Origin of the sequence: Bacillus sp. TE8-1 (assembly GCF_008368855.1) — a bacterium.
Lineage (GTDB): Bacteria > Bacillota > Bacilli > Bacillales > Bacillaceae_G > Bacillus_A > Bacillus_A cereus.
Genome location: NZ_QPET01000003.1, coordinates 266,471 through 279,849 on the forward strand (window position 1 = coordinate 266,471; position 13,379 = coordinate 279,849).

The window sequence follows — 13,379 nt, forward strand, 5'->3', positions numbered from 1 at the left end:
GTAATATATAAAATGTTAATTTCATATATGAATATATATGTATAGGAGGAGAAATGATTTGTCAGATTTACAGAAGAAGTTAGGTAGTGGAATGAATAAGTTACAAGAAGGAATAGAACAAGGGAAAATGAAGTTGCAAGTTGCACAAGAAATTGCTCAATTGAAAAAGGGAATGCAAGTGCAAATGCAGAAAAAAGCAGAGGTTCTATTAGAGGTTGGACAGCAAGTGTATGTTCAATTAAGAGGAAGTGGAGTAAATGAAGCGAGCTTAAAAGAAATGATTGCTCCAGTTCAAGAATTTGATGTAGCTATTTATCAAGCAAGAAAGCGCATTGTTGAATTGCAAAAACAACAAGGTGAAAAAGCTACATGTGAATGTGGTGGACCTTTATCAATAAATGATAAGTTTTGTGGTTCGTGTGGAAAGCCTAACCCGATGTTAGCAGTAGAAAATGAAGGTGAAACGGTAAATTGTATTTCATGTAATGAGCATATCGATAAAAACTCTACTTACTGTCCAGTTTGTGGAATTAAGCAAAGTGGGGAGTGAATTAAATGTATTGTCGCACATGTGGAAAACAACATGTTGAAGAAGTAAATTATTGTCCAAATGAAGGTAGTATGGAGATTGCAGGAGCTATAGATGCAGTAACATTAGAAAAAGATACTGCAAAATACTGCAGAGGTTGTGGCAGTGAAAATGCTCAAAAAAATTTATATTGTCAAAAGTGTGGGTATTCTTTATCTGTTGTGAAGAAAAAAGAACAAACTGTAAAATTGCCTACAATGGATGGTGCTCCTAAAGTTGAATTTAAAGCAGATAAAGCCGTTTTACAAAAAGGTTTTATTGGTGGGGCTGTTGCAAGTATTCTCATGTTAATTGCTGGTTGGATTGGTAGTTTATTATTTGCCTCTATGTTAAGTGAGATGTTTAGCAAATTTGCGAAAGAATTAGAAATGTTGCCAAGTTTTTATTCGAGTGCAACTTCTACGATGTTAAGTTACCATTTACTTGGTTTTACAGCTAACGATGATAGTGGATTGATATTTTCTTTATCTTGGCATACTCCATTTACATTATTATTAATCATTCCATTTATTATTTTCGCTGGTACAGGAATTTGGTTAGGGAAACAGCATGTTGCGAAAACGATTAAAGATCAAATCTTTATGGCAGCAACAGTTGGTATTATTTATGGAGTCTTTTTATTCATTATAAGTTTTATAGCATCACAATCTTTTGCAATCCCATTCTCAGAAGCAGGTAAGATTACGGTTGGCTATTCAGCGATGAAGAGTTTATTGAGTGGTTTTGTATGTGGGACATTATTTACCTTATTAGGATTTATTGCTCATACAAGCAAAAACAATATGGCAGCAGCATTTCAAGAGTTAATGCCATATGGAGCGTCTGTTTATTACGGTGTTTCGGCTATGATAAAAGGACTTTTAGTAACAGCAGTAGCGGTTTGTATTATGGCGTTAGTAAGTAAGGAAGACGGTATTGAACCATTAAAAGAAATAACAACTTTAAAATCTGAAAGTACATTATTAGCATTAGAGTTAACACCTCAATTATGGAGTATGGCTCATTTTGCGCCGTTAGAAGTATCAAGTCCAGCACTTAGTAAGGAATTTACTAGAATTGGTAAGAAATCAAATGCATATGAGAGCACACTATCGTTTTCATTTATATCAGGCGTCTCTGTAAATGGCGTAGAGCTTAGAGAGATATTGATTTCAAAAGGAGCAAATGAGGGAAGCCTTGCAGAATTTGATAAAGTGAATAACGTATTCCATTACGGTTTATTACTGCTTATTATTCCATTGTTCTTTATGTTTAGAGCGGGAAGAAAGTTAGCTAAATTACCGACTGCCAATATATATATTACATTAGCGGTATGCAGTGGTTCTTACACAATTATGATGATTGTAATGAATATGATTTCTAAGTTCCAAATTAATGTTTCAGGAACTGTAACAAGTTTATTTGGAACAAGCGGAACAGTACTATCTATGCAAAATTCATTTACATATTTAATTTTGTTTAGTTTTATTGTGACATATGTAGCGGCATTTGCTGGAATGAAATTAGCTAAAAAATAGGAGGAGAGCACGTTGAAGTTTTGTGGAACATGTAAAAAGAATGTTGCAGACCATTTGAACTTTTGTCCTGAGTGTGGGAGTAAAGTAGAAGTAATCGTTGATAACACTGCTGCTTCATATACAGAATTACAAAGCGAGACAAAACCAGTGAAAAGTAAGAAAAATTTATTTTTAATCATTGGTTTTGCCATTATTGCTGCATTATTATTTGGGGCATATAAATTTGGAGCATATAAGTTTTCAAAAGAAAAGCAAGTAAATGTAATGATTGAAGCATTCCAAAAGAAAGATATTAATGCAATTGATGAGTTTGTAAAAGCAAATGATTCAAGCTTAAAGATTAAGACAGAGGATCTTAAAGCGTACATGCGTTATTTAAAAGAGAATCCTTCTTACAACAAACAATTACTGTCTTATTTACAGAAAGAGACAGTAGATCAAAAGTTAACAAAAGATAAATCTTCATTTAAGGACGGGGAAATAGTAGAAGAGGGAAAAGAGTGGTTCTTATATCCAAAGTATAAGTTCAGCATGAAATCTTATTATATGAGCGTTAGTACAACTGCAAAAAATGCAGAAATATATGTGAATGACAAAAAAGAAGCAGAGCTTTCTAGTGATAAAACTTCGAAAGAGTTGGGGCCATACTTCCCAGGTACATATGTTGTAAAGGCAACGGCGAAGACAGAACTTACTGAATTAGAAACAGAGAAAGAAGTAGATTTAGCGGATGAACAGAGCGAGAAGGTGAAAGTGGATTTATCGCTTGAAGGCAAGTATGTAAGCATTTCTTCTGATGAAAGTGATGCAACTGTATTTGTGAATGGGAAAAAACGTGGAAAATTAAATTATGGAAGTTATAAGCTTGGCCCTGTATCCACAGATGAAACAGTAGAAGTACATTTAGAGAAAACTACTGATCTTGGTGTGATGAAATCTGAAAGTGTTAAAATTGGAGACCAAAGCACATATTACTTAAAATTCCCGAAAGAAACATCAAGTTCAGCAGTGGGCGAATTTGTAAGAAATCATATTTATGATAACGTGCGTGCAATTTCATTAAATGATTTTAGTTTAATTGAAAATAATTATGATAAGAGCGGGAAATCGTATAAGGAAGACCGTGATTATATACAGTATTTACACAAAAAAGGAATTACAGAAGACTTATTAACGATGGAAGTTCGTAATGTAGAGCGTCAAAGTGCTACGAAATATAAAGTAACGACATATGAAGAGTACCATATTCGTTACGGTGATGGATCTGTGAAGTTCAAAAGTTTTAATAACGAACATATTATAACTGTGAATGGAAATGGAAAGATGTTGTATCATTCTCTTGGTGCAAATAATACGTTGAAATCAGAAGATGTATCTGGTCCAACTCGTTAATATGAGAGAAGCTGTTCAATATTTGAACAGCTTCTTTTTTGTAGCTAAATCGATATTTCGTGTCGAACCGTTGATATATCGTAAGTTATGATAGATATAATCGGAAAATCGTTGATATATTGCGATTTATGATAGATATAATCGAAAAATCGTTGATATATTTTTTTACAATTATGAGTGTGTTTCCTTTAGTATCGCTTGTACATATGGATCATGTAATATTTGCTCTATAATTGGTAACATGTTTTGTTCAAATGGAATGTCGATAGGAAATGGCTTTTGAGAGCCTGGTTTTATTCCATATTGCACAATTTTGTAATGTGTATTGTTTTCAGACTTGAGCACAATTAACTTATAGCGGTTATCATCGCCAGCGAGTGAGAAATCAATAGAAGTAGCGTTATATGTTACTTCATCTTTATATATGTACGGTTTTGGCGTACCAATCCAGTCTACTTTTGCTTGTACATTCATGGGCGTAGCCTCCTTATATGTATTATAAATAAATAAAAGCCAGCCCTCAATAAAGAGAACCGGCTTGTAATTTAGCAGTCATTGGTTATTTTAAAATTTTCACTTTAACAGTTTTGCGTCCCCATTTTTGAGCAGCGCTATCTGATCCAAGTAAGATATCAATACGGTTACCTTTAATTGCACCACCAGTATCTCCAGCGATAGCTTCTCCGTAACCTTCTACCCATACTTTAGATCCTAATGGGATTACTTTCGGGTCAACAGCGATCATTTTCATATTTGGATTCGCAGTTAAATCATGACCCATTGCAGTTAATACACGGCCGCCATATGTGCCACCGTTTTCGCTCGGGTGAGCTGTATATGCTGTAGCTACAACTGTTAACTCACGACCACCAGAAGGTGTGTTAGTTTCAGCAGCTTTTACAGCAGGCTTAGCAGCTGGTTTTGCTTGTGCTGCAGGTGCTTGAGCCTTAGCCTTAGCTGGTGCTTCAGCTTTAGCAGGAGCTGTTGTTTCTTGTTTCTCAATTACAGGTGCTGTACCTGTTAAGAAAGGAACATGAACATAAGCTGTTTTCCCGTTATATTCAAATTGTAACCACTCATTTTGTACTTGGTTCGTTGTTTCGATTACATCGTCTTTCTTCAACTTTCCAAGAACCTCTGAGTTTGTGTTCGCTTCAGCACGTACGTTTAATACGTTAGCTGTTACGTAGTAGATGCTTTTTGTGAACTCTGCACTTACGAATGCGTCTTTACCGTCTAAAGTAATTTTTGACCATCCGTTCTCTGTATTTTGAACATCTATTTTATTACCGTTTAGTAATTTACCGACAACTTTTGATTCAGTAGTAGGGTTTTCGCGTACGTTTAGTACGTCTGTTGTTACAACAGTTTCTGCATTAGCAGATGATGTGAAAATCCCAAGACCAAAAACTGCTGCTGTTGCTATACCAATTAATTTTTTCATGATAGCCTCCATTGCGTTTGTTTTCGTGTCCTCATTATAGCAACAGATTTTTTCGGATTTGGGGAAAACACACAATTACAAACCATTCGTAATAAGTCGTTAACATCCTGTAATATAACAAAAAATATAAGAAAGCGTTTTTCATTCTATATGACTCATAGGTTTCTAGTTATATTCAAAATATTTAATACAACATGTTTTTTTCGACGTAAATAAAAATATTACAGGAATGTTACATGATGTTTACTAAACGATTACATTCCTTGAGTATTTTACCGTTTTATGGGTAATATAGTTATATAAACATAAACATTTTGTTTGTGAAGCTATAAACACGTGCTATATACTAGCAAAAAAACCGCATAATTGTTACAAAACGAAAGGGTTGTAAGGAAGAACTTTGCCCTTTTTTACATATGTAACACATCCTTTTTTAGGAAAATACATTCCTATCCGCGTTTTTCTCACACAATTTGACAGCAGTATTTCTAACTTGTAGCTCTTGCAGAGTGAAAAGGTTATACGAAAGGTAAGGCTGTCCATAAGAATTCGAATTGGTGAAGGTGAAAGTAAGAAAATCACCGCAAAATTATAGTTTTCTATCCGATTTTACATATCGGAATTTATGTTATTTACAAAAGCGAAACCTACGAAGGGGGATTTGATGAGGAAACTGACAAAAACATTCATCGTTTCATTAACATTATGTATTGCATTTACAATTTGGGGGATTATTCCCGAATCTATTATTGGAAAAGGTAGCTTAGGAAATGTAACAACCGCAATTCAAACTGCATTAGTTAGTAAGTTCGGGTGGTTTTATATTATTTCCGTGTCTATTATTTTAGGTGTGTCTATCTTTTTAATTGTTTCGAAATACGGTTCTATTCGTTTAGGTAAAGATGATGATGAACCTGATTATAGTTATATGACATGGTTTGCTATGTTATTTAGTGCTGGTATGGGTATCGGCTTAGTTTTCTGGGGCGTTGCCGAACCATTAAACCATTTATACGCACCTCCGTTTGGAGATAGTGCAACTGAGGAAAGTGCGCGCCTTGCACTGCGTTTTTCGTTTTTCCATTGGGGATTACATCCTTGGGGACTATATGCGTTTGTAGCGTTATGTATTGCTTACTTTACTTTTAGAAAAGGAAAAGCAAGTACGATTAGTGCGACAGTAGGTCCGTTATTTAAGGGCGGGGAACACGGGCGTATTGCTCATTCATTTGATGTGTTAGCTGTTTTCGCAACTGTATTTGGTGTTGCAACGTCATTAGGTCTCGGTGCAAAACAAATTGCAGGTGGTGTTAGCTATTTAACATCTATTCCGAATTCATTAACGACTCAGTTAGTTATTATTGCAATCGTAACAGTTCTTTTCATGTTATCTGCACAAACAGGTCTTGATAAAGGAATTAAATATTTAAGTAATACGAATATTGTTTTTGCGTTTGCACTTATGATCATTGTATTATTTGCGGGTCCAACAAACTTTATTATGAATTACTTCACTTCAACAATCGGTTCTTACATTCAGGAATTGCCAAGCATGAGCTTCCGTTTAAGTCCATTAGACGAAGGTGGAAACCAATGGATTCAATCGTGGACAATCTTCTATTGGGCATGGTGGATTGCGTGGTCACCGTTCGTAGGTACGTTTATTGCTCGTGTTTCACGAGGTCGTACAATTCGTGAGTTTGTTATCGGTGTGTTACTTGTGCCGACAGTAATTGGTGCACTTTGGTTCTCAGTTTTCGGCGGAACAGGTATTCATATGGAGCTGTTTGGTGATGCACATATCTTCGACAAAGTGAAAGAAATGGGAACAGAAGTAGGATTATTCGCTATGTTCGATCAGATGGGCAGCTTTGGATCAGCTTTATCAGTTTTAGGTATTTTACTTATTGCAACATTCTTTATTACATCTGCAGACTCTGCAACATTTGTTTTAGGAATGTTAACGACACATGGTAGTTTAAACCCACCAAATCGTATTAAAATGATTTGGGGTATCGTTCTAGCCGCGATAGCTTCTACGCTATTATATATTGGCGGATTAGAAGCCTTACAAACGGCAGCTATCATTGCAGCATTCCCGTTCGTCTTTGTTATTTTCTTTATGATGGCAGCATTATTTAAAGAGTTACAAAAAGAAGGACGTATGAAGCGTCATTAATAATAGAAGGAAAAGAGCTGATTTCATATCAGCTCTTTTTTATTTCTCTATTTGCCTGTAAAAGTACGATTGGTGATGGTTAATGAAAGTTTCACTTTATATAGAAGGAATTTGAAATGCGGGTAGGGGAAATAAAATACTTTACCATATAAGTAGTATGCCTTTTATATGAAGAAAAAACGATAAGTTTCGACAATATTCGATACCTTACGAATTCTATTCGTATTTTTGTCAAAAATATGTCGGAAATGTGTTGTCACGTTTATATATATGTGCTATATTATTTCCTGTAAGCGATTTCAAATAGTTTTAAAGCGCATTCAAGGGGGACATCTAGAATAATGAAACGTTACGAAAGAAAGTGGAAGCATATTTGTTTGAAACGTGTGGCACATCGTAGTGTCCAAGAAAGCACGGAACCTAAGACTGAAACGCGCAAAGAACAGCAAGAGAAGCAATTGGTTCTACAAAAATAGCAATCACTTTTTCGTATATAAATGAAGGTCGATCGTTCGTTGGGGGATGGACGTGAAATTACTTTCAGCTAAGGGGTATTGTCTGATATATAATTTATACGGCAATAAATAAGCACAGAGCATACGGCGCTCTGTGCTTATTGTTATTATTTATCTTTTTTGAATCGAACTGTTTTATCCCAGCCAATGACTTGTTTCTTACTCTTTGCACGTAAGTATAGGATTAAGCTACGAATAAATAAGTACGTAAAGAGCTGTGCGTACGTAAAGTACATAATAACGCTAATAAAAATATTAGTCGGTGTAAAGGTTCGTTCGACACTCTGGGCACTAAATAATTGAGAAACATATGTAATATATGCGACATACCACATAAATAGTAGCGGGATGCTATATTGAATTTGGAATATCCCGAGTAGCCCAATTACAAACCAAACGTTTGAAATGATTAGGAATAGCCAAAATACAACATACACTAGAACTTGTTGTAAGGAATGAACAAGCAGCTTTCCTTTAAAGAAACTTAATGACGAGAACATTTTTTCTAAAATGTATAAATTCCCTTGGAGCCAACGTGTACGTTGTTTAATAAGAATTTTTAAATGCTCTGGTTCTTGTTCCCAAGTAACTGATTCTGGGACGATTGGTAAGAGATAACCTTTTTGTGTAATTCTTAATGTTAATTCAGCATCTTCTGCAATTGCATAAGGGTCATAGCCACCAAGCTCTTCTAGTGCGGAGCGACGAAGAAGCATATTTGTTCCTGTCAGTGAGCCTGTTTGGAATAGTAACCAGCGTCCAGATTGCATAAGGAGCTGGAAGATTTGAAATTCCAGTGAAATCATTCGCGTCAGCCAGTTTCGCTTTTCGTTTACTGTACGAACATGTCCAACAGCTCCAACAGCATCTTCAGTTGTTTCAGCGTGCTCTACAAGCATTCGCAGTGCGTGTGGTTCAGGTTGGTTATCTGCATCGTACACACAGAAGTATTCACCATCTGAAATACTAAGCCCATAGTTTAGTACACGTGATTTACCCTTCGGTTCACCGGGGGGAACACGAATATGACGAATATGAGCATAAGCTTTGTCGAAATCATCGCCGATTTCAGGTGTTTCATCTTGAGAGTTATCATTTAATAAATAAATAGTTAGCTTTCCAGGATATTCAATCTTCGCCATCGCCTCTAAAGTATCTTTAATAACGACGCCTTCATTATGGGCAGGTATGAAAATATCGACGCTCGGATAATGTTCTAGCGTACGATCTTTTCGTTTGCTATTTCGATGAATTAAGCCCGCAATTGTTAAGAAAGAGTAGTAAACGAGTAAACCAGAGAATAGAAAGGCCGTAAAAATAAGTACATATTTAATTGAAAATGTGATACTAATCCAAAAAACGAGTACGCAAAACAGAAGGAATAAAAGAAGTATAACGAGAGTCATCATAACAGTGTCTGTCCTTTGTTTCCAATGTGCTCGCGTGAAATTTTTATATCTCGGATTGCTTCAGCAGCAAGCCATTGCTCCATTTTTGGCTTTAGGCGGTTCATTACAATGTCAGCACCAGCTTCATTTGTGTTTTGTAATAAAATAACTAGCGTATTATTATTATATTCAGCAGCAAGGTCAAAATCATTCCTTACCGTTTCAACTAATAAGGAAGCTACACGGTCCATAACACTTTCCTTCGTATATTTACTAAAGGGAGTGAAATCAAAGTAAATGATAACGCCTGTTTCATTACGACGATTCATTGCAGTTGTTAATAATGCTTGGCGTCTCTCGAATTCTTGTCTTGTTAGTAATTTTGATTCTCCAATATATTGTTCTAACGTTCTCACACGCTCAGTTAAAGTTTTATTTTCATGAATCACTTTTTTCAATAGGTGAGTTGTTATATATACAATGAAGAAGTTAGCTGCCATCAGGAAGTGGATAATCATATATTGCCATTGATCTGATGTACTCCATAAATGAAGCCATGCTTGATAGAACAAATAAAATACGGAAATAATGGTTCCTAGTATGAAGAAAACAAATGCTGTTTTGTCAGCTAAAAATAAGAATAGCACATTTACGATTACGTATATTATTGTAAAAATAAGAGCATGCTCATATTTCGTCACATGTACAGTAGTAAAATAAAATACAATTTGTAAAATCCACATAGAGAGGATTTTATAGAACTTATCTTTCACAAAACTTTCCTCCTTAAAGCTATTTCATCAATAGATACTTGTAGTATGCGCAATTATTAAGAAATTGACCATGTCGTTACATTCTTTTGAAGGGCAACAACAAGTAGTATTTCTATTTTCATTAGAAAAATAAAAAGACTTAAACATTATTGTATCATAATGTTCTTATATTTGGCATAAAGTGATTAATAGATGCATAAAAGACATTTGGATTGCATGAAAAAAGTCTCCTCTTGTAGAAAGAGAAGACTCTATATAAGTTTATAGGAACATCATACCTGCAACTGCTGCATTTAAGAAGTTCGCTAATGTACCAGCGATAACTGCTTTAATCCCTAATTGTGCAATTTGTTTACGGCGAGTAGGAGCTAACGTTCCTGTTACACCTAATTGAATTGCGATAGAAGAGAAGTTTGCGAATCCACAGATTGCAAATGTTAAAATTAGATTTGTTTTGTCAGAGAACTCTGCCATGTGTGGTCCTAAGTTTGCGTATGCAACGAATTCGTTGATTGCAAGTTTTTGACCGATAAAGCTTGCTGCTTGTACAGCTTCACCAGGAGAAACCCCGATTAAGATTGCAAATGGTGATAATAAGTAACCGAAGATTAAATCAAGGCTAAGTTTAATATCGAACCAAGAACCAACCCATCCTAATAATCCATTTAATAAAGCGATTAATGCGATGAAAGCCATTAACATTGCTGCTACGTTAATAACAAGTTGCATACCTTCAGATGCACCGCGTGCAGCTGCATCGATAACGTTTGCGTCTTCACGTTCTGTAGAAAGTTCAACGTTATTATCTACTTTTTCTGTCTCTGGCATAATGAGTTTCGCAATTAATAAGCTTGATGGAGCTGCCATTATTGCAGCTGCTAATAAGTGCTCTAACGGAATACCCATTGCTGCATAGCCGACAAGAACTGATCCAGCAACAGCTGTCATACCGCTTACCATAATAGTGAAGAATTCACTATTTGTTAAGCGTGCTAAGTAAGGTTTAATTAAGATTGGAGCTTCAGTTTGTCCTAAAAATACAGTCGTTACTGAGTTTAAGCTTTCTGCTTTAGAAGTTCCAAGAAGTTTACTTAATGCACCACCAACGACGCTAACAAATTTCTGCATAATACCAAAATGATATAAGATTGCTACTAATGAACTAATAAATACGATTGGAAGTAGTGCTTGAATAAAGAATACAAATCCCCAAGGTCCTTTTGCGTTGACTAAATCCCCAGCAACGAACTTAATTCCCTCGTAAGAAAAATTAATTAATCCTTGAACACCGTCAGCAGCGTGTTTTAAACCTGCTTTACCAGCATCCCATCGTAATACGATAAATGAAAATGACATTTGTAATGCTAGCGCGATTAAAATTGTGCGCCAATTAATAGCTTTGCGGTTGGAAGATAGTAAGAATGCAATTGCTAATACTCCAATCACGCCGCCAATTCCCCATAAAAGATTCATGCAGTGTATGCTCCTTCCTCATAGTAAAAACAGTGTATAAACCAGTTGTCTATACGTTTACGAATATAACATCTTAAGTAACTTATCATAATGGACATCGGAGGTCAAACGTCTAATGAAAAGTTTAAATAAAAAGAAAATTCTTCAAAAAAACACATATGAAATAAATAGACATGAAATAGGTTATGTTTTTTATGGGAATATATACATTATGATAACGTTATGCATTGTTTTTGCAGAATAAAGTGTATGAAATGGAAGAATGGATACATTATTTTTGTAGAGAGAAGGTAGGAGAAAGGGAGTAATATGTTGAACTCATAGCAAAAAAGCCTTCTAGTAAACTAGAAGGCTTTGAAACTATTAATTAAGGTGCTTTCGTGTATCCTAAGAAGTGGCTCTTCCAATAAGAGTTACTTAATGAAGCGATTGCTACACCTTTATCTCCAGCTTGGATAAATGATCCGCCCCCAAGGTAGATACCCATGTGAGAAGGACCAGATTTATAAGTGTTTTGGAAATAAATTAAGTCACCAGGTTGTGGACTTGAAGTTTTTGGTAGGCTACTCCAATATCCTGCAACACTTTGGCGGCTAATGTTATGACCAAATTTCTTAAATACGTGGTAGATGTAACCACTGCAGTCAACACCGTTAGCAGAAGTTCCGCCCCAAACGTATGGTACACCTTGCATTGATTTTGCATATGCAAGTACGGAAGAACTGTCGCCGCTATTATTGCCCGTATTATTATTGTTATTGTTTTGATTGTTATTTTGGTTATTGTTAGGCTTATTATCTACTGCGCCTCCAACTGGTGTTTTAGATAGGTAACGTGTTCCGATATAACCAGTTTGACCGTTGTAGTTAATTTTGCTCCATCCAGAGTTTTCAGAGATTACTTGAACCTTCTGACCTTGTGGAAGTGCGCCTATGATTCTATAATTTGTACCTTCGCCGCTACGTACATTTAGTGCAGAAGCATTAATGTAATAGTCGCCAATTGCACCTTGGTTAGGTTTTTCAGGTTGTTTTGGTTGCTCAGGAGTAGTAGTGCCACCTTTAACGAATTTTACAAATTCGCTACTAACAAAGCCTGTTTTTCCTTGGTAATTTACCTTAAACCAACCGTTTTCAGATCCAACTACGTTTAATGTTGTACCGTTTAAAACGCCACCAATTACACTATGGTAAGCGGCAGGGCCTGTACGAACACGTAAAGATGTAGCGTTAACTACGTAAGAACCACCAGTTTGAATAGTTCCATTATTGTTTTGCTCTTGTTTGTTGCCTTCTGTAACGTTTTCGTTAGAACCGCCTTTTGTTACGTAGTCTTTGCTTATATAAGCAGTTTGTCCTGCGTAATTGATTTTGAACCAATCTTGAACTTCGCCAACAACTTGTACTACTTGCCCTTTTGTAACAGAACCTACAGTTGTGTGAGAAGTGCTAGGACCTGTACGAACACGAAGGGAAGATACATTTACTGTATAGTTTCCGCTTGCTGGTTTTACTTCTTGGTTGTTATTATTCGTATTGTTGTTTGAAGAACCCCCAGTAGAAGAAACGCCAGATACGAATTCGCCACTTACATAACCTACTTGTCCATTATGGTTAATTTTCACCCAACCATTTTCTTGTCCAATTACGTTTAATGTTTGTCCTGCATATACACGTCCAGAAACAGAACTAGAAGTGTTAGGAGCTGTACGTACACGTAATACATCAGCGGTAACTTTATTGTTTCCACCTGTGCTTACATTGTTGTTTGCTGCTCCACTTTTTGATACAAATTCGCCACTAACAAAGCCTGTTTTTCCGTTAATGTTAATTTTGAACCAACCATTTTCTTCGCCAATCACGTTTAGTGATTGACCGTTATAAACGCGTGAGATGATGTCGTGAGAAGTGCTTGATCCCGCACGAACATGTAAGACGCTCGCGTTTACCGTATAAGATGAGTTGTTTGACGCAGAAGCTTGGACAGTTGTAGCAGCTTTTTGTGTATTTTGTTCAGGTGCAGCTTGAACACTATCAAGTGTAGGTGCTGCTCCTCCTGCTACAGACACTGCCGCAAGACCGGCAAGATACTTTTTCATAATTTGTCGAT

At 35.9% G+C, this 13,379-nt stretch carries 10 protein-coding genes; 4 read left to right on the plus strand and 6 right to left on the minus strand.

The window, feature by feature from the left end; translation table 11 throughout:
* Positions 1-58: 58 nt before the first annotated feature.
* The 3 genes from DN404_RS03590 to DN404_RS03600 are packed head-to-tail and all read left to right on the plus strand — an operon-like array spanning position 59 to position 3,498.
* Positions 59-550 (plus strand): zinc ribbon domain-containing protein, encoded by a 492-nt coding sequence (locus DN404_RS03590; protein ID WP_149214737.1) that lies wholly within the window; start codon positions 59-61, stop codon positions 548-550.
* A 5-nt stretch (positions 551-555) separates the two neighbouring features.
* On the plus strand, positions 556-2,106 hold the full coding sequence (locus DN404_RS03595; protein WP_149214738.1) for a zinc ribbon domain-containing protein: 1,551 nt from the start codon (positions 556-558) through the stop codon (positions 2,104-2,106).
* A 12-nt stretch (positions 2,107-2,118) separates the two neighbouring features.
* Complete coding sequence (locus DN404_RS03600) at positions 2,119-3,498, plus strand: zinc ribbon domain-containing protein (protein ID WP_000666888.1); 1,380 nt, start codon at positions 2,119-2,121, stop codon at positions 3,496-3,498.
* A 171-nt stretch (positions 3,499-3,669) separates the two neighbouring features.
* Here DN404_RS03600 and DN404_RS03605 read toward each other — a convergent pair whose 3' ends face one another.
* Together DN404_RS03605 and DN404_RS03610 are read right to left on the minus strand one after the other, a co-directional pair.
* Positions 3,670-3,972, minus strand: coding sequence for a DUF3910 family protein (locus DN404_RS03605; RefSeq protein ID WP_001102539.1), 303 nt, complete (start codon positions 3,970-3,972; stop codon positions 3,670-3,672).
* Positions 3,973-4,057: 85 nt separating this feature from the next.
* Positions 4,058-4,942 (minus strand): cell wall-binding protein EntA, encoded by an 885-nt coding sequence (locus tag DN404_RS03610; protein WP_061113489.1) that lies wholly within the window; start codon positions 4,940-4,942, stop codon positions 4,058-4,060.
* A 664-nt stretch (positions 4,943-5,606) separates the two neighbouring features.
* Here DN404_RS03610 and opuD point away from each other — a divergent pair.
* Positions 5,607-7,121, plus strand: coding sequence for a glycine betaine transporter OpuD (opuD, locus tag DN404_RS03620; RefSeq protein WP_149214739.1), 1,515 nt, complete (start codon positions 5,607-5,609; stop codon positions 7,119-7,121).
* Positions 7,122-7,743: 622 nt separating this feature from the next.
* Here opuD and DN404_RS03625 read toward each other — a convergent pair.
* From DN404_RS03625 to DN404_RS03640, 4 genes are all read right to left on the minus strand, one after another.
* The gene (locus DN404_RS03625; RefSeq protein WP_000988751.1) at positions 7,744-9,045 is read right to left on the minus strand and encodes a glycosyltransferase family 2 protein; all 1,302 of its coding nucleotides are present in this window, start codon (positions 9,043-9,045) and stop codon (positions 7,744-7,746) included.
* Positions 9,042-9,797 carry a diguanylate cyclase gene (locus DN404_RS03630; RefSeq protein WP_049108189.1) on the minus strand — a complete coding sequence of 252 codons (756 nt, stop codon included), beginning with the start codon at positions 9,795-9,797 and terminating at the stop codon, positions 9,042-9,044. The genes DN404_RS03625 and DN404_RS03630 overlap by 4 nt, the downstream gene beginning before the upstream one ends.
* A gap of 261 nt (positions 9,798-10,058) precedes the next feature.
* On the minus strand, positions 10,059-11,270 hold the full coding sequence (locus tag DN404_RS03635) for a NupC/NupG family nucleoside CNT transporter (RefSeq protein ID WP_001051020.1): 1,212 nt from the start codon (positions 11,268-11,270) through the stop codon (positions 10,059-10,061).
* A gap of 367 nt (positions 11,271-11,637) precedes the next feature.
* On the minus strand, positions 11,638-13,368 hold the full coding sequence (locus DN404_RS03640; RefSeq protein WP_061113488.1) for a C40 family peptidase: 1,731 nt from the start codon (positions 13,366-13,368) through the stop codon (positions 11,638-11,640).
* Between the last annotated feature and the right edge of the window lie 11 nt (positions 13,369-13,379).